General features: G+C 66.4%; 22 protein-coding genes. 19 read left to right on the forward strand and 3 right to left on the reverse strand.

The genetic code is table 11. The features are described 5' to 3' along the window. Positions 1-26 precede the first annotated feature (26 nt). The 10 genes from pspF (at position 27) to ACXJ16_RS15545 (ending at position 10,022) form a co-directional block, all read left to right on the forward strand. A complete protein-coding gene (pspF, locus tag ACXJ16_RS15500) occupies positions 27-1,112 on the forward strand; it encodes a phage shock protein operon transcriptional activator (RefSeq protein ID WP_463920910.1) in 1,086 nt (361 codons plus the stop codon). Between the two features lie 205 nt (positions 1,113-1,317). Continuing rightward, positions 1,318-1,794 carry a LuxR C-terminal-related transcriptional regulator gene (locus tag ACXJ16_RS15505; RefSeq protein WP_463920911.1) on the forward strand — a complete coding sequence of 159 codons (477 nt, stop codon included), beginning with the start codon at positions 1,318-1,320 and terminating at the stop codon, positions 1,792-1,794. Positions 1,795-1,885: 91 nt separating this feature from the next. Beyond that, complete coding sequence (locus tag ACXJ16_RS15510; protein WP_463920912.1) at positions 1,886-2,218, forward strand: hypothetical protein; 333 nt, start codon at positions 1,886-1,888, stop codon at positions 2,216-2,218. A gap of 18 nt (positions 2,219-2,236) precedes the next feature. Continuing rightward, on the forward strand, positions 2,237-2,740 hold the full coding sequence (locus tag ACXJ16_RS15515; protein ID WP_463920913.1) for a hypothetical protein: 504 nt from the start codon (positions 2,237-2,239) through the stop codon (positions 2,738-2,740). Continuing rightward, positions 2,737-3,087, forward strand: a complete 351-nt coding sequence (locus ACXJ16_RS15520) for a JAB domain-containing protein (RefSeq protein ID WP_243692637.1) — start codon at positions 2,737-2,739, stop codon at positions 3,085-3,087. Before ACXJ16_RS15515 ends, ACXJ16_RS15520 begins: the two co-directional genes overlap by 4 nt. 359 nt (positions 3,088-3,446) lie before the next feature. Continuing rightward, entirely contained in the window at positions 3,447-4,007 is a 561-nt protein-coding gene (rimP, locus tag ACXJ16_RS15525) for a ribosome maturation protein RimP (RefSeq protein WP_054438005.1), read from the forward strand. Between the two features lie 3 nt (positions 4,008-4,010). Next, entirely contained in the window at positions 4,011-5,642 is a 1,632-nt protein-coding gene (gene nusA / locus ACXJ16_RS15530; protein ID WP_132469146.1) for a transcription termination factor NusA, read from the forward strand. After that, positions 5,623-6,351 (forward strand): DUF448 domain-containing protein, encoded by a 729-nt coding sequence (locus ACXJ16_RS15535; protein ID WP_132469145.1) that lies wholly within the window; start codon positions 5,623-5,625, stop codon positions 6,349-6,351. Before nusA ends, ACXJ16_RS15535 begins: the two co-directional genes overlap by 20 nt. A 23-nt stretch (positions 6,352-6,374) precedes the next feature. Next, the gene (gene infB, locus ACXJ16_RS15540) at positions 6,375-9,260 is read left to right on the forward strand and encodes a translation initiation factor IF-2 (RefSeq protein ID WP_463920914.1); all 2,886 of its coding nucleotides are present in this window, start codon (positions 6,375-6,377) and stop codon (positions 9,258-9,260) included. A 231-nt stretch (positions 9,261-9,491) separates the two neighbouring features. After that, the gene (locus tag ACXJ16_RS15545; RefSeq protein ID WP_054437985.1) at positions 9,492-10,022 is read left to right on the forward strand and encodes a DUF1697 domain-containing protein; all 531 of its coding nucleotides are present in this window, start codon (positions 9,492-9,494) and stop codon (positions 10,020-10,022) included. A 58-nt stretch (positions 10,023-10,080) separates the two neighbouring features. On the opposite strand, the gene ACXJ16_RS15550 is transcribed toward ACXJ16_RS15545, so the two are convergent. After that, a complete protein-coding gene (locus ACXJ16_RS15550) occupies positions 10,081-10,440 on the reverse strand; it encodes an RcnB family protein (protein ID WP_463920915.1) in 360 nt (119 codons plus the stop codon). A 109-nt stretch (positions 10,441-10,549) separates the two neighbouring features. Here ACXJ16_RS15550 and rbfA point away from each other — a divergent pair, with 109 nt between their 5' ends. Continuing rightward, on the forward strand, positions 10,550-10,957 hold the full coding sequence (gene rbfA / locus ACXJ16_RS15555) for a 30S ribosome-binding factor RbfA (RefSeq protein ID WP_054437981.1): 408 nt from the start codon (positions 10,550-10,552) through the stop codon (positions 10,955-10,957). A gap of 35 nt (positions 10,958-10,992) precedes the next feature. Here the strand turns inward: rbfA and ACXJ16_RS15560 are convergent, their stop codons facing one another. Next, positions 10,993-12,588: a DUF1963 domain-containing protein gene (locus ACXJ16_RS15560; RefSeq protein WP_463920916.1), complete on the reverse strand. Its 1,596-nt coding sequence runs from the start codon at positions 12,586-12,588 to the stop codon at positions 10,993-10,995. A gap of 124 nt (positions 12,589-12,712) precedes the next feature. Here ACXJ16_RS15560 and ACXJ16_RS15565 point away from each other — a divergent pair, with 124 nt between their 5' ends. The 5 genes from ACXJ16_RS15565 (at position 12,713) to pnp (ending at position 17,782) form a co-directional block, all read left to right on the forward strand. Continuing rightward, positions 12,713-13,303 (forward strand): thymidine kinase, encoded by a 591-nt coding sequence (locus tag ACXJ16_RS15565; protein WP_054437978.1) that lies wholly within the window; start codon positions 12,713-12,715, stop codon positions 13,301-13,303. A 43-nt stretch (positions 13,304-13,346) separates the two neighbouring features. Next, positions 13,347-14,033: a site-2 protease family protein gene (locus ACXJ16_RS15570; RefSeq protein ID WP_454797726.1), complete on the forward strand. Its 687-nt coding sequence runs from the start codon at positions 13,347-13,349 to the stop codon at positions 14,031-14,033. A 58-nt stretch (positions 14,034-14,091) separates the two neighbouring features. After that, the gene (gene truB / locus ACXJ16_RS15575; RefSeq protein WP_324696843.1) at positions 14,092-15,024 is read left to right on the forward strand and encodes a tRNA pseudouridine(55) synthase TruB; all 933 of its coding nucleotides are present in this window, start codon (positions 14,092-14,094) and stop codon (positions 15,022-15,024) included. Positions 15,025-15,029: 5 nt separating this feature from the next. Beyond that, positions 15,030-15,299, forward strand: a complete 270-nt coding sequence (rpsO, locus tag ACXJ16_RS15580) for a 30S ribosomal protein S15 (RefSeq protein WP_021232261.1) — start codon at positions 15,030-15,032, stop codon at positions 15,297-15,299. Positions 15,300-15,466: 167 nt separating this feature from the next. Next, on the forward strand, positions 15,467-17,782 hold the full coding sequence (gene pnp, locus ACXJ16_RS15585; protein ID WP_054437972.1) for a polyribonucleotide nucleotidyltransferase: 2,316 nt from the start codon (positions 15,467-15,469) through the stop codon (positions 17,780-17,782). Between the two features lie 110 nt (positions 17,783-17,892). Here the strand turns inward: pnp and ACXJ16_RS15590 are convergent, their stop codons facing one another. After that, positions 17,893-19,170: a sensor domain-containing diguanylate cyclase gene (locus tag ACXJ16_RS15590; protein WP_054437969.1), complete on the reverse strand. Its 1,278-nt coding sequence runs from the start codon at positions 19,168-19,170 to the stop codon at positions 17,893-17,895. A gap of 332 nt (positions 19,171-19,502) precedes the next feature. On the opposite strand from ACXJ16_RS15590, the gene ACXJ16_RS15595 reads away from it, so the two are divergent. The 3 genes from ACXJ16_RS15595 to ACXJ16_RS15605 are packed head-to-tail and all read left to right on the forward strand — an operon-like array spanning position 19,503 to position 23,808. Further along, complete coding sequence (locus tag ACXJ16_RS15595) at positions 19,503-21,782, forward strand: TonB-dependent receptor (protein ID WP_463920917.1); 2,280 nt, start codon at positions 19,503-19,505, stop codon at positions 21,780-21,782. Further along, entirely contained in the window at positions 21,776-22,339 is a 564-nt protein-coding gene (locus tag ACXJ16_RS15600) for a hypothetical protein (protein ID WP_185998943.1), read from the forward strand. Before ACXJ16_RS15595 ends, ACXJ16_RS15600 begins: the two co-directional genes overlap by 7 nt. Next, positions 22,339-23,808, forward strand: coding sequence for a PepSY-associated TM helix domain-containing protein (locus ACXJ16_RS15605; protein ID WP_054437965.1), 1,470 nt, complete (start codon positions 22,339-22,341; stop codon positions 23,806-23,808). The genes ACXJ16_RS15600 and ACXJ16_RS15605 overlap by 1 nt, the downstream gene beginning before the upstream one ends. Positions 23,809-23,839 lie beyond the last annotated feature (31 nt).

Genomic DNA, 23,839 nt, shown 5'->3' on the forward strand with positions numbered 1-23,839 from the left:
ATGGGAAATTTCGCTAATATTCGGGAATGGAACGCGACGTTCAGTTCATCGGCCAGTCCACGGCCTTTCTCGATGCGGTGGAGCGCGCCAGCCGTGCGGCCGCGGTGCGGCGGCCGGTGCTCGTCATCGGCGAGCGCGGCACCGGCAAGGAACTGATCGCCCAGCGCCTCCACCACTTGTCCCCCCGCTGGGGGGAGCCGCTCATCACCATGAACTGCGCGGCCTTGCCGGAAACCCTGATCGAGGCGGAACTGTTCGGGCACGAGGCCGGGGCTTTCACCGGGGCTGTCCGCGCGCGGGCCGGACGGTTCGAGGAGGCCGACCGGGGCACGCTGTTCCTCGATGAGCTGGGCACGCTTTCGATGGCCGCGCAGGAGCGGCTGCTGCGCGCGGTCGAATATGGCGAGATCGCGCGGATCGGCGCCTCGCGGCCGGTGCAGGTCGATGTGCGGGTGGTGGCGGCCACCAATGCCGATCTCCCGCGGATGGCCGAAGAGGGCAGGTTCCGTGCCGACCTGCTGGACCGGCTCAGCTTCGAGGTCATCAACCTGCCGCCGCTCCGGGCGCGGGAAGGGGATGTCTACGAACTTGCCGACTATTACGGGCGGCGCATGGCAAGCGAGCTGGAGTGGGAGGCGTGGCCCGGTTTCACGCCCGGCGCCGTCGCCGTGCTGGAAGCCCATGCCTGGCCGGGAAACGTGCGCGAACTGCGCAATGTCGTGGAGCGTGCGGTCTATCGCTGGGGCAATGAGCATGAACCGATCGCCCGGATCGTGTTCGACCCCTTCGAGAACCCGTGGCGCCTGCCTTCGGCCGAAGCGCGGCCGTCCGCCGCTCCGGTGGCGGATGGGGATGTTGGCAAACCCGTGCTTCCGCTCCCGCCTTCGTTTTCGTCCCCGCCTTCGTCTTCGCTTTCGCCCTCATCCGTGCCTTCGGGGGCGGGGTTGCGGGCCAGTGTCGAGGCATACGAGCGCGGGCTGCTTGTCGAGGCGCTGGAGCGTCATCGCTGGAACCAGCGGCGCGCGGCGAGTGCGATCGGGCTGACTTACGACCAGTTGCGCCATTGCATGAAGAAGCATCGGCTTGCTGAGCCCGCCAGGACGCAGGACTAATCTCGCCCGGGACCGAATCGCACCAGTCCTCGTGCGGCGGCGAAGGTGAATCCGCCAGTTGATATTAAGTCGGATAATTCCCAACTTCACGGCTAATGTAATTTTACCTATAGATAAGTTCAGTATAGTGCGCCGAATGCGCAAATTGAGGGCAAACGTGCACGACGTAGCCGACGCTTCCGAAGCGACAGGGTTGTTGGAAAACTTGACGGCGAAGCAGGTCGAGGTGCTCGATCTGCTGGCGATGCACCGCACGACCAAGGAAATCGCGAGGGAACTGCGCATCGCCCCCAATACCGTGGACCAGCGCATCGCTGCGGTGCGCGACAAGTGGGGCACCGTCAACCGCAAGGATACCGCCCGCCTTTATGCCCGGCTCGTGGAGCTATGTGGCAAATCCACATATGACTTTTCCCGTATCGACGCAGGAGGCGGCGAGGAGGATGACGATGAACAGGATCTGCCGATCGATCCGGTTTTCGTCCTTTCCGATGCCAGGCCCATGGCCCGTCACCCGGACTGGTTCGATACCCGGATGCCAGAGCCGGTGGGACTGGAGGCTTTCGATGCGAAATTCGGAAGGGTGGGGCGCGTAGCGGCGGTTTTCGTACTGGCCTTGATGATGGCGGTGACCCTGGCGGCGACGCTGGCGATCGCCCAGGCTCTGGGAAAACTGCTCTGACACGCTCCGGCTGACCGGCTTTCGGGAAAGCCTTCGTTTTTCCGACAGCCGTTTTCCGACAGTGGGCCCCGAGGCCCGAGGAGCTTGATCGATGACACCCGAAATTGCCAGCTTGCGGATCGCGCGCAGCATCCGGTCGGTTGAGGACGACATGGACGAACTGCTCGCCAAGGCGGGTGAACTTCTCGCCGAAATCGCCCGTGCCCGCGTGGCCACCGATAACGTGGCGCATCTCGGCCAGCGCCCGATGGCGCGCGTCGCCAACATGCAGCGCAGCCTGATCGAGGCGCGCTCCGAACTGGTGCGGGCGCACGGCGACCTCTCGAAACTTGCCGAGACGATGGACATCCCCATCCGCTGCCCGGAAAAGAATATGATCGACACGGATGAATCGGCCCGGACCGCTGCGATGGCGGCGGCCTGATCGCTGGCGGGGGTGCATTTGGAGAATACGGAACAGCAGGCATTCTTCCTGGTGCTCGTCCTGGCGGTTTCCTTCTCGTTGTGGAGGGGCGGCGGGCCGGAGCGCTGGGGCGCCGGAGTGATCCTGGCGATGGTGCTGTTGCAACTGGGCGGGGAAAGCCTGTTGCCCAGTGGTTTCACCAGTGTGGACCCGCTTTCGTTTCTGACGGATGCGGTGGGGGCAGCCGGCTTCGGCGCCCTTGCCCTTCAGGCGCGGAGAGTCTGGCCGATATGGGCAGCGTCGTTGCAGCTTCTGAGCCTGAGCGCGCATTTCGCGCGGTGGGCGGATATCGGGGTTCCTCCCACGGTCTACGCCGTCATGCGCGGGACTCCGACGTTCCTGGTCTTGCTGGCGATGGCGATCGGTACGATCCTCCATGCCTCTCGCAAGCGGCGGAATGGCAGCGATCCCTCGTGGCAGGACTGGTCCCGGGTTGCAGCCGGGTCCGTCCGTTATCGCGGCGGTTACTCGAAACCCTGGTGACTCATCTGGGCTGCCTGCGCAGCGAAGTGATGCTGGAACTGCCGTTCGGGGAAGACGGGCGGCTGATCGGGCAGGTGGTCTGCACCGCCGGCGGCGTGGCCGCGATCCGCGCCGCCTGCCGGCCGCTGCTGCGGCGAACGCAGGCTTGCGGGGCAACGGGGCTGCTGCTGGTCCACAACCATCCTTCCGGCGATCCCCGCCCGAGCCGGGCGGACGTGATCGCGACGCGGGGGCTGTCGATGCTGTGCCGGAGCGCGCGAATCGAATTCTACGACCATCTCGTGATCGGCGGGCGCCGCGCGCTCTCGATGCGGCGGGCGGACCTGATGAACCGCGAGGTGGCATGACATAGGCGTTTCCGGCGGGCGGCCCTCCCCCCGCCGGACGCAGGCCGGGCGGGTCCCCCCCCCACCCGAAACTCGCCCGGCCTGCACTTTCATGTACTTGCCGTCCCGCTCCCCGGGTGAGGGGCCATGGCGGCTGGGCCGCGTCCGCGAAATCCCGCAAGAGGCGGATTTTTCCGCCGCCGCCGGGGGCGCGTGCAGGGCCAAGACTCTCTCTTGCATTTTTCCGGCGATGGGCTTATCTGCGCCTCATCCCGACATTGGTGAAACAAGGTTCGGGCTGGCGCCGGAAGGGGCCGGCGCGAAACTGCGTGGCACCTGATGTCGCTTTGATTATCGCGAATCTTACCGGAGAACTGGGCTTGGCCGACATTGCACGCATCACCGAAGTCATCGAGCCGGAGGTAAAGGCCCTCGGATTCGATCTCGTGCGCGTGCGAATCTTCGGCAAGAGCGAAGTGGGCGATGACGAGATCGCGCTCCAGATCATGGCCGAGAACCCGGCGACGGGCCAGCTCGTGATCGATGACTGCGTGAAGCTCTCGCACCGCGTGTCGGACCGCATGGACGCGCTCGAGGAAGCCGGTGAAGTCCTGATCAGCGAAGCCTACCGCCTCGAAGTCAGCTCGCCGGGCATCGACCGTCCGCTCACCCGTCCGCAGGACTATGTGAACTGGGCCGGGCACGAAGCCAAGGTCACGCTGACGGCGCCGGTGGAAGGCAATCGCAAGACGCTCCAGGGCGATCTGGTGGGCCTCGAAGGCGAAGTGGTGACGCTGGACGATCGCAAGTCGGGCCGCGTGACCTTTCCGCTCAGTGATATTCATTCCGCAAGGCTTGTCCTCACCGACAGGCTGATCGCAGCAACCCGCCCGCTGGACGACAGCGGGGCCGACGAGATTGTCGAGGAACAGGAAGACTAAGCCATGGCCAGTGCGATTTCCGCCAACCGCGCCGAGCTGCTCGCGATCGCGAACTCCGTCGCTTCGGAAAAGATGATCGACAAGTCGATCGTCATCGAGGCGATGGAAGAAGCCATCCAGAAGTCGGCCCGCAACCGCTACGGTGCGGAAAACGACATTCGCGCGAAGCTCGATCCGCGCACCGGTGACCTGCGTCTCTGGCGCGTCGTCGAAGTGGTCGAGAACGTCGAGGACTACTTCAAGCAGGTCGATCTCAAGCAGGCCGACAAGCTCCAGAAGGGCGCGCAGCTCGGCGACTTCATCGTCGATCCGCTGCCCCCGGTCGATCTCGGCCGCATCGACGCCCAGTCGGCCAAGCAGGTGATCTTCCAGAAGGTCCGCGACGCCGAGCGTGATCGCCAGTACGAGGAATTCAAGGATCGCGCGGGTGAAGTCATCACCGGCGTCATCAAGTCGGTCGAATTCGGCCACGTGATCGTCAATCTCGGCCGCGCCGAGGGCGTCATCCGCCGCGACCAGCAGATCCCCCGCGAAGCCGCCCGCGTCGGCGAGCGCGTCCGCGCGCTGGTCATGCGCGTCGAGCGCCAGAACCGCGGTCCGCAGATCTTCCTTTCCCGCGCGCACCCGGACTTCATGAAGAAGCTCTTCGCGCAGGAAGTGCCCGAAATCTACGACGGCATCATCGAGATCAAGGCCGCTGCCCGCGATCCGGGCTCTCGCGCCAAGATCGGCGTGATCAGCAACGATCACTCGATCGACCCGGTCGGCGCCTGCGTCGGCATGAAGGGCAGTCGCGTGCAGGCCGTCGTGCAGGAACTGCAGGGCGAGAAGATCGACATCATCCCCTGGAGCGAGGACACCGCGACTTTCGTCGTCAACGCGCTCCAGCCCGCGACCGTCAGCCGCGTCGTCATCGACGAGGAAGAAAGCCGCATCGAAGTCGTCGTGCCCGATGACCAGCTTTCGCTGGCAATCGGCCGCCGCGGCCAGAACGTGCGTCTGGCCTCGCAGCTGACCGCTTCGCAGATCGACATCATGACCGAGGCCGAGGCTTCGGAAAAGCGCCAGAAGGAATTCACCGAGCGCTCCAAGATGTTCGAGGAAGAGCTCGACGTCGACGAAACCCTCTCGCAGCTGCTGGTGGCCGAAGGCTTCAGCGAGCTGGAGGAAGTGGGCTACATCGAGCTGAACGAACTGGCCGCGATCGAGGGCTTCGACGAGGAACTCGCCGAGGAACTGCAGAGCCGCGCCCTCGAAGCGCTCGAGCGCCGCGAGGAAGCGAGCCGCGAGGAACGCCGCGCGCTCGGCGTCGAGGACGCACTGGCCGAACTGCCGCACCTCACCGAGGCCATGCTGGTGGTTCTGGGCAAGGCGGGCATCAAGACGCTGGACGACCTGGCCGATCTCGCCACGGACGAGCTCATCGCCAAGAAGCGCTCCGAGCAGCGCCGCCGCGACGGTTCGGTGAACCGCCGCGCGCGTGACGAAGACAAGGGCGGCGTACTCGGCGAGTACGGCCTGAACGAAGAACAGGGTAACGAAATCATCATGGCAGCTCGCGCCCACTGGTTCGAGGACTCGGAAGAGTCCGAACCGCAGACCGAGGAGGCCGCCGATGCGGAATCCTCGCAATGAGCGCGTAAGCTCCGACATTGACGGCGCCGGCCCGGAGAGGAAATGCATTCTCTCCGGTGAGATCGGTGCGCGTGAGGACTTCATCCGTCTGGCGATCTCGCCGGACGGATTGGTCCTTCCCGACATCCACGCGCGTGCCCCCGGGCGCGGCGCGTGGATTGGCGTTTCTCGTTCGGACCTTGAAAAATCGCTCGAGAAGGGCAAATTGAAAGGGGCGATGGCGCGTGCCTACAAAGGCGCGCCGCTGGCCATCCCCGAAGACCTTGCCGATCGGATCGAACAGGCGCTTGTCCGCGCACTGGCCGACCGGCTGGGCCTCGAACTGAAATCGGGCAGGCTGCTCATGGGCTCGGACCGCATCGCGCAGAACGCGCGTGAGGGCCGGGTCGCTTGGCTTGCCCACGCCGCCGATGCGAGCGAAGACGGCTCGCGCAAGCTCGACCAGGCCTGGAGAGTCGGGAGCGAGGCGGAAGGAAGCGGTCTAAAGGGCATACGCTTGCCTCTGGACCGGGAGACGCTGTCTGTGGCATTGGGCCGCGACAACGTCGTTCACCTGGCGCTGAACGATCGCGGAGCGGCTCAACGAGTCGCATCGCTGCTGCAGCGCCTTCTGCATTTCCAGGGGCAGCCCCGCACCGAGACGGACGGGGACGGTATGGATGGTGGCAACGGGCCGGCACGCAGCGCCGCGCCCGAGGCGACGAATTGAGACTGAAGGGCACGACGAGAGATATGAGCGAGACCGACAACAAACCGACCCTGGGCCGCAAGCCATTGGGGCTTAAGCGTTCCGTGGAAGCCGGTGAGGTCAAGCAGACCTTCAGCCATGGCCGGACCAACAAGGTCGTGGTCGAGGTAAAGCGCCGCAAGGTGCTCGGCAAGCCGGGCTCCGAAGGCGCCGTCGAAGCCGCGCCCCAGGCCGCACCCGCACCTCAGGCCGCACCTGCTCCGCAGGCCGCCGCGCCTCAGCCTGCCCCGCAGCGCGCGGCTCCGCCGCCGCCGCGCAAGCCGATTCCCTCGAACGAGACTCCGCAGGAGCGAGTCGCCCGTCTTCAGCGCGAGGCCGAGGAAGCCCGACTCGCCGCGCTCGAGGAAGCGAACCGCCGTGAACACGAAGAAAAGGTTCGTGCTCACGAGGAAGAGAAGCGCCGCGCCGAAGATAATCGCCGTGCCGAGGAAGAAGCCAAGGTTCGCCAGGCAGAGGAACAGGCGGCCCAGTCCGCTACGCCCGAGCCTGCTGCTCCTGAGCCTGCCGCGGCCCCGGCGCCGGAAGCCCCGGCCGCAGCTGCTGCTCCGGTGGAGCCGGCTGTTGCCGCTCCGGTCGCCAAGGCTGCCGAAAGCGCGCCTGCCGAAGTGAAGGCACCGGAAGCCAAGGCTGCCGCTGCTCCGGCCCCGGCGCCGGTCGCAGCGCCCGTGGCCCCGGCCCCCGCGCCGCGTCGTTTCACCCCGGTGAAGCGCCCCGAACCCATCCGCAAGCCGGAACCCGTGGCTCCGGCCGCCGCCAGTGCCGCTTCGGGCAATGCCAATGCCGGCAACGCCGGTTCGGGCAATGCGCCTGCCGCAAACGCTGGTTCGGCGGGTGCCGCCTCGGGCAACACCTCTTCGGGCAACACCTCGGGCGGCAACACCGCCGCGAAGGGCCCGGCCGCGGCCAAGAAGGGCGCTCCGGCTCCCGCTCCGCGCCCCGGCGACCGCGACCGCAAGGGTGGCGATCGCCGCCAGTCGGGCAAGCTCACGGTCAACCGTGCGCTCAACGAGGACGAAGGCGCCCGCGCCCGCTCGCTCGCCGCGCTCAAGCGCGCCCGCGAGAAGGAACGCCGTGCACACTTCGGCGGCTACACGCAGCAGCGTGAAAAGCAGGTCCGCGACGTGGTCGTCCCCGAGGCGATCACCGTGCAGGAACTGGCGAACCGCATGGCCGAAAAGGGCGCCGACCTGGTGAAGGCGATGTTCAAGATGGGCATGATGGTCACCGTCAACCAGACGATCGACCAGGATACCGCCGAACTGCTCGTCACCGAATTCGGCCATAACATCCAGCGCGTGTCCGAAAGCGATGTCGACATCGACACTTCGGCCGACGTCGATGCGGTCGAGACCCTGAAGTCGCGTCCCCCGGTCGTGGCGATCATGGGCCACGTCGACCACGGCAAGACCTCGCTGCTCGATGCGCTGCGCGGTACCGACGTGGTTCGCGGCGAAGCGGGCGGCATCACCCAGCACATGGGCGCCTACCAGATCAAGACCAAGGGCGGCGATCTCGTCACCTTCCTGGACACGCCCGGCCACGCTGCCTTCACCCAGATGCGCATGCGCGGTGCGAACGTCACCGACATCGTCATCCTGGTGGTCGCCGCCGACGACGGCATCATGCCGCAGACGATCGAGGCCATCAATCACACCAAGGCCGCCGGCGTGCCGATGATCGTGGCGATCAACAAGATCGACAAGCACGAAGCCAATGCGCAGCGTGTCCGCGAGCGTCTGCTGGAGCACGAGATCGTCGTCGAGGCGATGTCGGGCGACGTGCAGGACGTCGAGGTTTCGGCCAAGACGGGCGCCGGTCTGGACGAGCTGATCGAGAAGATCCTGCTCCAGGCCGAACTGATGGAGCTCAAGGCCAACCCCGACCGCGAGGCCGAGGCGACCGTGATCGAAGCCAAGCTCGACAAGGGCAAGGGCCCGCTGGCGACCGTGCTGGTCAACCGCGGCACCCTGAAGGTCGGCGACATCCTCGTCGTCGGCACCGAGAGCGGCCGCGTGCGCGCCATGCTCGACGACAAGGGCCGTCAGGTGAAGGCGGCGCCGCCGTCGATGCCGGTCGAAGTGCTGGGTATCGGCGGTGTGCCGATGGCCGGTGACAAGCTGACCGTCGTCGACAGCGAGCAGCGTGCCCGCGAGGTTTCGGCCTACCGTCAGGAACAGGCGACCGCCAAGCGCACCGCCACGGCTCCCGCCAGCATCGACACGATGTTCTCGGCGCTTGCCGCCAAGCAGAGCGTCATCGAGTATCCGGTGGTGGTCAAGGCGGACGTGCAGGGCTCGGTCGAGGCGATCAACGCCGCGCTCCATGCCCTTTCGAACGACGAGATCAAGGTTCGCATCCTGCATTCGGGCGTCGGTGCCATCACCGAAACCGACGTGGCCCTGGCTTCGGCCTCGGGTGCGCCGATCGTGGGCTTCAACGTCCGCCCGAACGCCAAGGCGCGCGAGCAGATCGAGAAGACCAAGACGCCGATGATGTACTACGACATCATCTATGAACTGACCGCCGAAGTCGCCAAGCAGATGGCCGGCATCTGGGGTCCGGAACGTATCGAAACCGTCGTCGGCCGCGCCGAGGTCAAGCAGGTCTTCCCGGCCGGCAAGCGCGACAAGGCAGCAGGTCTGCTCGTTGTCGACGGCTTCATCCGCAAGGGTCTCAGCGCGCGTCTTACCCGCAACGATGTCATCGTTTCGGCGACCACGATCTCCTCGCTGCGCCGCTTCAAGGACGACGTGGACGAAGTGCGCGCCGGTCTGGAATGCGGTGTCGTGCTGGCCGATACGAACGACATCAAGGCGGGCGACCACCTCGAAGTCTTCGAAGTCAGCCACCGCGAGCGTACTGTCGGCTAAGGTCCGCAGGACCAGGCTTGCAGGGCTTCGGCTCCTGAGTATCGGACGGCCACCGTCGGGCATGAAGCCCGGCGGTGGCCGTCGGTCTTTGGGGAGCCGGGCCGCCGCAAGGCGCAGGGCGGAAATGCCGATGCTTCCCTTGCCGGTCTGTTTGAAACGTCGGGATGTGGGTGGATACCGGGGCCGCTCTTCGGCCTGCTGCCCGCATTCCCTGGCCATGATGGTGAACCGATGACCCGCTACTGCGCCTTTTTTGCCTCGCTGATCGTCGGCGGGGATCGCCTGTCGATGGCGGATCTGCGCTATGCCTTCGAGCGCGAGGAACTGGAGAATGCCGAAACGGTGATCTCCAGCGGCAATGTCCTGTTCGAATACGAGGAACGCCCGACCGAGGGGCTGGAGGATCTGCTCTCCTACCTGATGCGCGACCGCTTCGACATGTCGGCCTACACGGCCGTCCGCAATCGCGACGAAATTCGCGCGGCGGTGGAGGAAAATCCCTTCGTGGGAAGTGACGACGCCTTCGTCCATACCGTGCTGCTGGAACGGCAGCCGACCAAGCAGCAGTTCGGCCGTCTGGTCGGGGACCACGGCAGTATCGGCGCGGAGCGGCTTGCGCTCGGCGATCGCTGCCTGTTCGTGGATTTCGGCGGGCCGATGGGAGAAAGCCCGCTGACGATGGAATTCATCGAGAAGCGGCTCGGCTGCCGGGGCGCGGCGCGCAACGTGCGCACGCTGGCGCGGATCGTGACCAAGATGTGAAAAGGGGCGCCGTGCCTGGTCCGGCACGGCGCCCCGTCATTCGCGATCCGTTACGCGATCAGCGGAACATGCCGCTGGTCACGGCGGCGACGATGCCGCTGGTGATGCCCACCAGCAGCAGGTCATTGCCCGAGCGCACGTAGTGGTAGCCGCGCGGCGGCGCCTTCACGTTGCGGTACTTGCGATAGTCGACGACCTGGTAGTTCGAGGCGCGGTTGCGGTCGAACTTCTCGCCCTTGCGGAACTGGTGCGAACCCTTGTTCTGCTGCGGGGCCTTCCTGGCCGGCGCGTGGTTCGACTGCTGCGAATGGGCCTGCGAACGGTCAGGCTCGTGGCTGCCGGGGGCGGCCATGGCCGGCGCCGCCACGGTCGGCGCGAGCAGGGCGGCGGCGAGCAGGGCAGCGGTGAAATTCCTCATTCGGTAGCTCCTCGAAGTATGACTTGCAGGAGCTAAACCACACAAAGCGGCTTTCGAGCCGTAATCAATTGTTGCAAATTGTCGTCGTCAGCCCACATGGGACAAAGCCATGGTACGCCAGCAAGTAACTCCCGAGCAGCACGCCGTCCGCCTCCTGAAGGTGGGCGAACAGGTGCGTCACGTCCTTTCAGAGATTCTCACCCGCCAGCAGGTGCACGACCAGACGCTCAGCACGCATGCGGTGTCCGTTACCGAAGTGCGCATGACGCCCGATCTGCGACATGCGAACGTTTTCGTGAAGCCCCTGCTGGGCGAGGACGAGGAAGCGGTGCTCAAGGCGCTGCGCACGCACACCGCGTTCTTCCAGCGCGAGGTCGCCCAGCGGCTCAAGCTGCGCTACGCGGCGAAGATCCGGTTCCGCGCCGACGAGACCTTCGACGAGGCCAGCCGTATCGATTCGCTGCTGAACGACCCGCGCGTGAAGCGCGATCTGCAGGACAGCGCCGGCGAGGAATGACCTGGCCCGCCTGAGCGCGGGTATCCGGGATCGCCTCAGCCCGCCTCGAAAGTGAGTGCGACCTTGTCCCACCGGCCTTCGGCAAGGTCATGCGGGGCGATCCAGAACTGGTAGAGCCCAAGCTCGCCCCAGTTCCATTCCATCATGTCGTCATGGCCGAGCTGCAGCAGCAGCACGTCGCCGCGATGATCGTCGCGCGCGGCGTGGTGGCGGCTGCCGGGGCCGAAGACCTGGTGCTGGTGCAGGTTGGCGAGGCGGAAGCCCGCGTTGATCCGCGCCAGTTCCGCATCCGGTATCTGCGGCAGCGCTTCCGGCGGTCCCGAAACCATCGCCCGCAGTGAAAGCGCCGCCAGTTCCGCAGGGCTGCGGGGCGCGTGTTGCCGGACCAGTTCCCCGCAGTCCCGGTGGACGTGAGAGAGCACGTCCCGCACCACCGCCAGTTCCTCCGCGCCCAGCGGCGCCCAGGGATCGCGGCCATCGACGAAGCCGTCCATCGCGGCGATGACTTGCGGCAGGGCTTCGTACTGCGCCCGGATGGCCCGAAGCCGCGCATCTTCCCGATCCAGCGCGCGCCGCGCCGCTTCGAGCTGGAGCGGGGTGGTCGAGGGATCGTCTTCCAGCATGTCGAGATCGGCGCGGGCGGCGGCGGTGCGGTCCTCTCGCAATGCGATCAGGCGCGGGGCGCGGTCCATCGCGGCGCGGAACTCCGTGGCCAGATGGATCGCGCCGTGCCACCACATCCAGGTAACCGGCTCTTCCACCGTGAATGGCCCGGTCCGCAGGGGATAGCGGGCGCGCAGGCGATCCAGCATGGCCTGTTCGATCGCCTCGTCATTTCCGATCTCGCGGTAATCGCTCAGTTCGTCAGGCAGGGTGATGGCTACCGGCTCCACCGGCCAGTATGGAAAGAAGCTGTGGCCGAGACGGGCGGCATCAGCGGGAAGCGCATGGCCGCCTTCGTCATCCGCAGGAGGCAGCTGGGCAGGCGGGGCGGAGAAATCGCCGCTGCCCGGCGGCACCGGGATGACCGCGCCCGAACCGGCGAAGAAGGCAAGCGAACCCTGATGCGGCAGCGGGCTTTCCGGGCATGCCGCGGCGAGTTCCGCCAGATCGATCTGCGCGGCGAAGGGCAGCGGCACGCCGTTCTCGTCTCTCGGCCACGGGGTCTTGCCGAGCCGGGGCAGGCCGCCGAGCCAGCTTGCATCGCCGAACCAGTCGCGCCCGCGCTCGCGCGGCTTGCGGACAAGGACGACGGGGCGCGGCGGAGGAGCGAAGTCTCCGGGTTCGCCGGTGGTCGGCGGCGAGGGCGCGAACCGGCCGTGCGGCCCGGCGATGCGCTGTTCGTCGGTCAGCGGTTCGGGCCGCCAGACCGGACCGGGCGCGGGCTTGCGGCGCGCGAAGCGGGCGGCGAGGAGAACGGCCAGCGACAGCACGAGAGCCAGCGCGAGCGGTGCGATCAGCGCGCCGGTATGGCCAAGGAGCGAAACGAGATCGGCGGCGCGCTGGTCCAGCGTGTCCAGCAATTGCCGCAGCGAGCCGGTGGCATGGGCGGCACGCGGAGCGAGCGCCAGATACCCGGTGGTCAGCCCGGCCAGCGCGAAGATCACGATGACGGCGATCCATCTCTTCATGCCCAACTCCAACCACGGTTGTCGTTCGAGCGGGATTAGATAGCGGCGGAACAATTCATTCAAGCGGGGACAATCGCCGTGTGTGCCGTGCAGGCCGGGAATACGCATGTTATCCCCAGTCGCGATGGCCAAGCTCTATTTCTACTATGCCAGCATGAATGCCGGGAAGTCGGCGACTTTGCTTCAGGCGAATTTCAATTACCACGAACGCGGCATGCGCACGATGCTCTGGACCGCGGGGCTGGACGACCGCAGCGAGGCGCGCGGCGAGGATCACGCGATCGAAAGCCGCATCGGCCTCCATGCCGAAGCACGCCGTTTTCTGACCGATACCGACCTGGTGGCACACGTGAAGGCGGTCCACGCGGTGGAGCCGCTGTCCTGCGTGCTGGTCGACGAGGCGCAGTTCCTGACGCCTGGGCAGGCCTGGCAATGCGCCCATATCGCCGACCGGCTGAACATTCCGGTGCTGTGCTACGGGCTGCGCACCGATTTCCGGGGCGAACTGTTCCCCGGTTCGGCGGTATTGCTGGGTATCTCCGATGCCCTGATCGAACTGAAAGCCGTGTGCCACTGCGGCCGCAAGGCGACGATGAACTTGCGGGTCGATGCCGCGGGCGGCGCCGTCCACGAAGGCGCGCAGACCGAGATCGGCGGCAACGATCGCTATGTGGCGCTGTGCCGCAAGCATTTCGGCGAAGCGCTCGGGCGGTGACGGGCCCATTGCGGGCGAGCGCCTGCGCACCTAGATCACGGGCATGAACCAGACCCTGCTGCAGGCCGCGGCGCTCGTCATTCCCCTGATCCTTGCCATCGTCTTCCACGAAGTGGCGCATGGCTGGACCGCGCTCGCGCTGGGCGACCCCACCGCGCGGGAGCAGCGGCGGCTGTCGCTCAATCCGCTGCGCCACGTCGATCCTGTGGGCACGGTCATCCTCCCCGGTGCGCTGGCGCTGGCGGGCGCGCCGATCTTCGGATGGGCCAAGCCGGTGCCGGTCAACCGCTGGCGCCTGCGCGATCCGAAGCGGGGGATGATGGTGGTCGCGGCGGCGGGGCCGGTTTCCAATCTCGTGCTGGCGGCGATCGGCGCGGTGCTGCTGGGACTGCTGGTGAGGCTGGCGGGGTCGTCCGAGAGCGATGTGCTTCAGTTCGCCGGGCAGAACCTCAACAACTTCATCATGATCAACGTCTTCCTCGCGCTGTTCAACCTCCTGCCGATCCCGCCGTTCGACGGATCGCACATCGTCGAGGGACTGCTGCCGCGCGGGCTGGCGGAGCCCTATGCACGGCTTCGCCCCTATGGTTTTCCGCTGTTGATCGTGCTCCTGCTCGTCGTTCCCTACTTCTTCCCGCAGTGGGGGCTGGTCGGCCGCCTTGTCGTGCCGCCGGTCATGTGGGCGACGGGGCACTACTACGCCCTCGCGCAGTTCGTGGCAGGATACTGAGCCGCCGTTTCGGCGGACGATCGTTGACAAACCGGCCCGGCGCGACTTGGGGAGAGGGATGAATGCACCCGCCCAGACTCGCCCGGCTCCGCATGGCTGGATCATCCTCGACAAGCCGCTGGGGCTAGGCTCGACGCAGGCCGTCGCCGCCGTGAAGCGCAACTTGCGCGAGGCGGGCTATGGCAAGAAGGTGAAGGTCGGCCACGGCGGCACACTCGATCCGCTGGCTACCGGCGTGCTGCCGGTTGCGCTGGGCGAGGCGACCAAGCTGGCCGGGCGCATGCTCGATGCCAGCAAGAGCTACCTTTTCACCGTGCGCTTCGGTTCGGAAACCGACACGCTCGACCTCGAAGGCAAAGTGATCGCCACAAGCGACGTGCGCCCGGCGCTTGAGCAGGTGGAGGCGGTGTTGCCGCGCTTCACCGGCCCGATCGAACAGGTGCCGCCGATCTATTCCGCCCTGAAGGTCGATGGCGAGCGTGCTTACGACCTTGCGCGTGCCGGGCAGGAGGTCGAGCTGAAGACCCGCGCGGTCACTATCCTCGATCTGCGCCTCGAACGATTCGATCCGGAAGAGGGGGCGACATTGCTCGCCCACGTCTCCAAGGGAACCTATATCCGATCCCTGGCCCGGGACGTCGCGCAAGCTCTTGGAACGCGCGGAACAGTGACCATGCTGCGCCGCGTGAAGGCCGGCCCGTTCGACCTGTCTCACGCGATTTCGCTGGACAAATTGAACGAAATCGGCAAGGGCGCACCGCTTGAACAGATACTCTTGCCACTTGAGGTGGGGCTGGACGACATCCCGGCCATCGACCTCGGTCCGGAGCAGGCAAGGGCGGTCCGACAGGGCCGCGTTCTGACCGGACTGCCCCATGATGACGGGCTCTGCTGGGCGCGAGAAGGGATCATTCCCGTCGCGCTCATGGAGCTTTCGGGCGGCGAAGCCCGCGTTGTCAGGGGGTTCAACCTATCGGATGTCGCGGAGTAAAGTTTATGTCGGTTACCGCTGAAAAGAAGCAGGACATCATTTCGGACAACGCACGCGTCGCTGGCGACACGGGCAGCCCGGAAGTTCAGGTCGCGATCCTCACCGAGCGCATCCGCAACCTGACCGAGCACTTCAAGGCTCACCACAAGGACAACCACTCGCGTCGCGGTCTGCTGGCCATGGTCAACAAGCGCCGCTCGCTGCTCGACTACCTTAAGAAGAAGGACGTCGCGCGGTACAACGCCCTGATCCAGAAGCTGGGTCTGCGTAAGTAAGACTAACGGGAGGCGGCCCCTAGCGGGCCGCTTCTTGCATCAGGGGTCGGTCCGCAATTCGGCGGCAGACCCAGGGGCCCCACAGCGGCTCCATACCGGACCGGGACGGCATACCCGGCAGTAAACCCCGCCGTGCAATAGGGCCGGTGGGCTGAGGAAAACCTCTTATGTTCGACGTCAAAACCGTAAGCATGGAGTGGGGCGGCAAGACGCTCACTCTGGAAACCGGCCGCGTTGCCCGTCAGGCTGACGGCGCGGTCCTCGCCACCTATGGCGAAACGGTCGTGCTCTGCGCGGTTACCGCCGCCAAGTCGGTGAAGGAAGGCCAGGACTTCTTCCCGCTGACCGTGCACTACCAGGAAAAGTTTTCGTCCGCAGGACGCATCCCGGGTGGCTTCTTCAAGCGCGAACGCGGCGCCACCGAAAAGGAAACGCTGACCAGCCGCCTGATCGACCGTCCGGTCCGTCCGCTGTTCCCCGAAGGTTTCTACAACGAAATCAACGTCATCTGCCAGGTCCTGAGCTATGACGGCGAAACCGAGGCCGACATCGTTGCGATGATCGCCGCTTCGGCCGCTCTCACCATCTCGGGCGTGCCCTTCATGGGCCCGATCGGCGCCTGCCGCGTCGGCTTCGTCGACGGCGAATACACGCTGAACCCGAAGCAGACCGCCGCGCTGGCCGATGGCCGCCTCGATCTCGTCGTCGCCGCTACCGGCAACGCCGTGATGATGGTGGAATCGGAAGCCAAGGAACTGACCGAGGAAGAGATGCTCGGCGCCGTCATGTTCGCGCATGACGAATGCCGCAAGGTCGTGAACCTTGTCATCGACCTCGCCGAGCAGGCCGCCAAGGACCCCTGGGAAATCGACCTGTCGGACAATACCGCCGACATCAAGGCGAAGCTCAAGAAGGCCGTCGGCAAGGACGTTACCGCCGCCTACAAGCTGACCGACAAGTCGGCCCGCGCCAATGCGCTGAACGCCGCCCGTGCCAAGGCCAAGGAAGCCTTCTCGGACGAAACGCCGCAGACGCAGATGGTCGCCATCAAGACCATGAAGAAGCTGGAAGCGGAAATCGTTCGCGGCGCCATCCTCAAGGACGGCAAGCGTATCGACGGCCGCAAGCTCGACCAGGTCCGCCCCATCGAATCGATGGTCGGCTTCCTGCCGCGCACCCACGGTTCGGCGCTGTTCACCCGCGGTGAAACGCAGGCGATCTGCACCACCACCCTGGGCACAAAGGACGCCGAGCAGATGATCGACGGCCTCGAAGGCCTGTCGTACTCGTCGTTCATGCTGCACTACAACTTCCCGCCCTACTCGGTCGGCGAAGTGGGTCGCTTCGGCGCTCCGGGCCGCCGCGAAATCGGCCACGGCAAGCTGGCATGGCGCGCGCTGCACCCGGTGCTGCCCGCCAAGGAAGACTTCCCCTACACCATCCGCATCCTGTCGGACATCACCGAGTCGAACGGCTCGTCCTCGATGGCGACGATCTGCGGCGGCTGCCTTTCCATGATGGACGCGGGCGTTCCCGTGATCCGTCCGGTTTCGGGCATCGCCATGGGCCTGATCCTGGAAGGCGAAGACTTCGCCGTCCTCTCGGACATCCTGGGCGACGAGGATCACCTCGGCGACATGGACTTCAAGGTTGCAGGCACCGAACTCGGCATCACCACGATGCAGATGGACATCAAGATCGCCGGCATCACCAAGGAAATCATGGGCAAGGCGCTCGAGCAGGCGAAGGCCGGCCGCGCGCACATCCTGGGTGAAATGACCAAGGCCCTCGGTTCCTCGCGTACCGAACTGTCGGCTCACGCCCCGCGCATCGAGACGATCCAGATCGACAAGTCGAAGATCCGTGACGTCATCGGCACCGGCGGCAAGGTCATCCGCGAGATCGTCGCCGAAACCGGCGCCAAGGTCGACATCGACGATGAAGGCGTGATCAAGATCTCGTCGTCCGACATCGCCCAGATCGAGGCCGCCAAGAAGTGGATCCTCGGCATCGTCGAGGAAGCGGAAGTCGGCAAGATCTACAACGGCAAGGTCGTCAACATCGTCGACTTCGGCGCTTTCGTGAACTTCATGGGCGGCAAGGACGGTCTCGTCCACGTCTCCGAAATGAAGAACGAGCGTGTCGAAAAGCCGACCGACGTCGTGAAGGAAGGCCAGGAAGTCAAGGTCAAGGTCCTCGAGATCGATCCGCGCGGCAAGGTTCGCCTGTCGATGCGCGTCGTCGACCAGGAAACCGGTGCCGAGCTGGAAGACACCCGTCCGGCCCGCGAACCGCGCGAACCGCGCGGCGATCGTGGTCCCCGCGACGATCGCGGCGGTGACCGTCGTGGTCCGCGCCGTGACGGCGGCCGTGGCGGCAACGATCGTGGCCCGCGCGGCGATCGCGGTCCCCGTGGTCCGCGTGATGGCGGCAACGGCGGCGGCGATCCCGACCACCTGCCGGCGTTCCTCAAGGAGGACTGATCGCGGCGCGATCGGCCTTTCAGGACCCGAAAAGACGAAGGGGCCGCAGCGATGCGGCCCCTTTTTCGTGTCCGGCACAGGACCGGGCGGCGGCTTTCAGTTGGTGGCTATCAGGCCGAGGCGGTCAGGCGCAGGGCGCTCTTGTCCTCGGCCTTGCCGCGGCGGGAGGCGATGACGACGCGGTTCTTGCCGGCCTGCTTGGCGGCGTAGAGCGCATTGTCGGCCATGGGTACGAGGTCGGCGGCGCCGGTTGCCGTTTCGGGCACGGCGGCCACCCCGAAAGAGGCGCTGATCTGCGCGGCATGGATTTCCGAAAGCCCCTCGATCCGCTTGCGCAGGATTTCGGCCTTGGCGGCGGCATTGTCGATGCTGCACTTGGGCATGATCACCAGAAGTTCCTCGCCGCCGTAGCGTGCCACCACGTCGGACGGTCGCAGCGTTCCCACCAGTTGTCCGGCAACGTCGCGCAGAACCGCATCGCCCTTGGCGTGGCCGTAATCGTCGTTCAGGCGCTTGAAGTTGTCGAGGTCGATCATCAGCACCGAAGTTGCCGTGCCGGTGCGCTGGGCGAGGCTGATGTAGCGTTCGAGCGCGTCTTCCATGTAGCGGCGGTTGTAGAGTCCCGTCAGCGGATCGCGCAGGGACTGCGTGCGCAGCTTTTCGCGCAAGGTGATGTTGGACAGCGCGAGCGACATCGAATCCGCCAGCGCGCGTGCCACGCGGAGCAGGTCCGTCAGCCGTTCGAGCGCGTCCGGCGCCTCGCTGGCGAACACCAGCAGCCCGAATACCTGCCCCCGCGCCATCATCGGCACTTCGATGGTGGAGCTGCCGCCGATCGGATGGAGGCAGCATAACGTGCCGCTGCGCGCGTCGTTGATATGGGGCTTGCCACGCTTGAGTGCCCAGCAATTGTCAGGGAACAGCGTGCAGGGCGGCTCGAAATCCTCGCTCCGGCTCCATGACTTGGCCAGGTCCAGCCGGTCTCGGGAATTGTTGAAGACGTAAAGCGCGCCGCTGAAGCCGGGCAGCAGGCGTTCCGCGCTTGCCCGCAGGACGGCGCCGGCATCTTCGTGGTTTTCCGCCGCCTGGAGCATGTCGGTCATCGCGAAGAGTTCCTCAAGCTGGCGCCGGGCCTCTCCGGCTTCGTCGATCAGCTTGAGGTGGGAATCGAGTTCGGCCACCGCGCGGCGTCCGTAGCGGATGCCGACGGCAAGAGTGGCAATCGCGCCGATCGCCGCAACGGCGGCGAAGCCATGCGACACCGCGCCTTCGGTGAAGATGCTGGCCACGGCACCGGCCGCGCTTGCCGCCTGAACGAGATGAACCGAGGCGCGGCGAGCGCTTGTCAGTTTTCTGTTCGGCGAAAGTATACTTTCAATCGGCACCATGGCCCGCGCCCCCTGTGACGGGATGAAAGAGTACCGCCTGCGTACTAACAAACGATAACGGGTAGGGTTACGACGGGGTAAACACGCCGCTTATTCAACAATATATCACGGAATCTGCTTGTTAAATTTGCGCAATCGCATCGATAGCGCCGCCGCATCGACAAATTCATCGCCGGGGCATTCGTGCGCTCGCCCGGCCTCGTGGCCTCGGCGCGGGGCGGCGAGACCCGGGCCGGACATGTCGTGGAAAATGCGGCGTGGTAAAATGAGAATGCGATTGACTCGCAATATCGATGAAATCTATGCCCCCGCGCGAAGGAACAGGGGGTTTCATGTTCAGGTTTTCCGCATTGCTTTCGAGCGTCGCCATGGCTGCGCTCGCCGTTCCCGCCCACGCGCAGGGCGCTCCGGTCGACGAGGTTTCCGGGCCTGACGACATCATCGTCACCGGCGAGAAGAGCGCCCGCACGCTTAAGGAGACGCCGACCAGCATCGCCGTCACCACATCCGAGAAGATCGAGCGGGAAAACCTGATCACCATTCAGGACGTCTACAACCGCACCGCGAACCTTTCCGAGACCTATGGCTCGTCGGGCTTCACCATTCGCGGCGTCAGCAATACCGGCGTGGGCGCCGGCGGGCAGGCCGATGCGGCGAGCGTCTACGTCGATGGCGCGCCGATCCCCAAGTGGGCGCTCTATGGCGGCCCGACCGACATGTGGGACGTGCAGCAGGTCGAAGTCCTGCGGGGGCCGCAGTCCACCATCCAGGGGCTCAATGCGCTGGCGGGCGGTATCGTCATCACCAGCAAGAACCCTGCTCTCGACCGTTGGAGCGGCGATGCGCGCGTGCTCTGGACCGAGCATGACGATCGCACTTTCTCCGCCGCGATCGGCGGTCCGATCATCAGGGACGAACTGGGCGTGCGCCTTTCGGCCGAGCGGCGGGCGGATCGCGGGCTGGTGCGCAACGTCACGCGCGGCGGTTATGACGACGCGCTGAAGTCGCTGAACCTGCGCGGCAAGGTCATGTGGACGCCGAGCGCGATTCCCGGTCTCGAAGCGGTGGCCAGCTATAACCGCGTGCGGCGCGACGGTGGCTATCTCTACGAATATTCGCGGACCGACGTGCCGGACTACTTCGATCACCGCATCTCGACCGGCGATCAGCCCAGCCGCGGCAAGATCGACAGCGATCTGGCGGTGCTGAACCTCAGCTATCCGCTGGCAGGCGGGCTCAAGCTGTCGAGCGTGACTTCGTGGAACCGTTCCAAGGTCCACTCAGTGATCGACACCGACGGTACGCCGGAAGATATCCAGGCGATCGACAACCGCTACCTCTACAGGACGCTGACGCAGGAACTGCGCCTCAATTACGAGGACGAGCGGCTGAGCGGGCTGCTGGGCGCGTGGTACTATCGCCGCACCGGCACGATCGATCAGAACAGCCGCGTCAACATCGCCACGCCGACCGCGACGATCGCGGGGCTGCTTCAAGCCAACGGTTTCAACGCGGCGACCGCGCAGTCCATCGCTACGGCTTATGCGGCCCAGCTTCCGGTCATCCCGGTTGCCTATAGCGCCGAGCAGCCCGAGAAGGTCGAGACGATGGCCCTGTTCGGCGATGCCCGCTTCAAGCTGACCGACCGGCTGACGCTGATCGGAGGCTTCCGCTTCGATCACGAGCGCAACCGTTACGCGGCGGAGACCGTGGCCGCCTTCAACGGCACCCTGCCGGACGTGAACTTCATGGGCACCGCCTATGCGCCGGTCATCTCGGTCATCAACCAGGGCGTGCTCGGCCTCGTTTCCGATGCTTCCTCGCCGCTGGCCTCCAACAGCCGCACGTTCAACGCTTTCCTGCCCAAGGCCGGGATCAGCATGGACTGGACGCCCGACCTCACCACCGCCTTCACCGTGCAGCGGGCCTACCGCTCGGGCGGGTCGAGCCAGAACCCGGCGCGCGCCGAACTGGTGCCCTACGATCCCGAATTCAGCTGGAACTACGAAGGCTCGCTGCGCTCCAAGTGGCTGGGCGGCCGCCTGACGCTTAACGCCAACCTCTTCTACATGGAGTGGAAGGACCAGCAGGTCACCGCCTACTTCGGGCTGAACGCCTATGACTACAACACCGTCAACGCAGCGGGATCGCACCTCTACGGGTTCGAGGTGGAGGCGAACGCCGCCGTGGCGACGGGTATCGATCTCTATGCCTCGGTCGGGCACGTTCGCACCCGGTTCGACGATTTCACCCTGCCGACGGGCGCCACCAGCACGGTCGATCTCCAGGGCACGCAGTTCCCCTATGCCCCGCGATGGACGCTTTCGGGCGGCGCGAACGCGCAGTTCGGCGGCGGGTTCACCGCGAACGTCAACGCCAATTACCGCACCTCGGTCTATACCGGGGTCGGGCAGGACCAGGCGCAGTACAAGGTTTCCGCCCGTACCGTGGTGAACGGCAAGCTCGGCTACGAGACCGGGAACTGGTCGCTCTTCGTCTTCGCCCGCAACATCTTCAACGAGAAGTACAAGCAGTACGAATATGCGGCGATCCACCAGGCGATCCTGGGTGAGCCGCAGACCTTCGGCCTGGGCGCCGGGGTCCACTGGTGATCTGGCCGGCAAGCCTCCTGCTGATGGCGGGGGGCGCGTCCGGCGCCTTCCTGCTGCGGCGCTCGTGGCTGCGGCGTGACGGTTCGGCGCTCGGCCTGGTGGCCGGGGGCTGGTTCGTCCTGCTCGGCCTCCTGCTGGCGGCGGCATTCGCGATCGGCCCGGTGAAGGGAACCGCGCTGGCGCTCGTCATGGAAGGCATCGGGGCGCTCGTCGTGATCTGGCTGGGCCGGGTCCGGCGCAAGGCCGCGCGCCTGCGCGAGGCGGACACCGCGCCCGAACCGCTGGAGGAACCGGGCCGCTTCTGGCGCGGCGTCCTGCGCACGCTGCTGGCCGGGCCGCTCGGCATGACCGCGGCGATGGCGGTGGCCTTCTGCGTGACCGTCTACCTGCCGGGCGATCCGCGCACCCGGATCGTTCTGGGCGGGCTGCTGATGCCGGTGCTCTGGGGCCTTGCCATGACCTGGACCCTCGCGGACCGCCGCATCCTGCGCGCCGCGGCGGTGCTGGTGGGCACCAGCGTGATCGGCTTCGGCCTTGCCCATCTGGGAGCCTCGTGATGAGCAATACCCGCAAGAAACAGTGGCGCTGGCCGATCTCGCCCGAGACGGTGCGTTCGGTGCTCAGCAGCCATTCGATCCTCGGCCTCGCCTTTGCGGCGGTGATCTATCTCGTCTGCGTGACCGGGACCGTGGCCGTCCTTGCGCCGGATCTCGAACGCTGGGAAGTTCCCGCCACGCCGGTGGCGCGGAGCCTGAGCGATCGGGCTGCCGCACGCGCCATCGCCGAGGGCGCGAAGGAGACGCCCGCCGACGCCGCGTTGTACCTGACCCTGCCGAGCGCCGCCAGCGAGGGGGCCACGCTGGTCGCCTATAGCCCGACGTTCGAGCGCAAGTGGGCGGTGGCGCAGGACGGTTCGCTTTCGCGGCTCGAAGCGGTCTGGACCGAGTTCCTGATCCACCTTCACGTCAACCTGCACCTGCCGCGAAGCTGGGGCGAGTTCATCGTCGGGCTGACCGGCGTGGCGCTGCTGTCCTCCCTCGTTTCGGGGATTCTCGCCCATCCGCGGGTGCTGCGCGATGCCTTCCATTTGCGCCTCGGCGGTTCGCGGCGGCTGCAGGAGGCGGATCTGCACAACCGGCTCGGGATCTGGGCGCTGCCGTTCCACTTCACCCTGGCGCTGACCGGGGCGCTGCTGGGCCTCAGCACCATCATCGTCGCGGTGCTGGCCCTGCTGCTTTACCCGCAAGGCGGGATGAAGAAGGTCTACGAACTGTTCCTCGATGCGCCGCCGCCCGTCGATACGCGCGCCGTTCCGCTGCCGGATATCGCTGCCCTCATGGCCGAGGCGCGCGCGCATTCGCCCGAGGCCCGGCCGCAGAGCGTCGTGGTCGAACGGCCCGGCCGCGCCGACATGCGCATTGCGGTTCACGGCGGACGGGACCGGCTTCTGGTCCAGCAGGACGAGACCCGTTTCGATGCCGCCGGCAAGGCCATCGCGCAGGAGCATCCCGAAGACATCGCCACCGGAACCCGCATCCTTGGCGGTATCGGCCAGTTGCACTTCGGCTGGTACGGCGGACTGCCGGTGCGGATCGCCTATGCCTTGCTGGGCGCGGCGCTTTGCGTGGTGACGTCGAGCGGGGTGACGATCTGGCTCGCCCGCCGCCGCGACCGGGGCCGCGCGGCCCCGCAGTGGGAGCGGATCTGGGCTGCCGTCTGCTGGGGGCAGCCCGCGATCCTCGCCATGACCGCGCTGCTGGCGAGATTCGCACCCGAAGCGCCGCTTCCGCAGGCATGGCTGGGGCTCACCGTCCTGTCGATAGTGGCCTCGGCGCTGGCAAGGTCGGTTTCCGGACCCCGGCTCGCACGGGGCTGGCGCTGGGCCTTGGCGGGGTTGCTGGCGATGCTGGCCCTGATCCACGGCGCGGCGGCCTTGCCCGGCGGCGGATCGCTGCTGATCGATGTCCTGCTGCTGGCGGGCGGAGCGGGCCTGCTGGCCTCGCTCCTGCGCGGCCGCGCGGCCTAGGCACCTCGCCCCCCGGGACGCCCCTCGGGAA

The organism is Novosphingobium sp. TK71 (genome assembly GCF_055361505.1).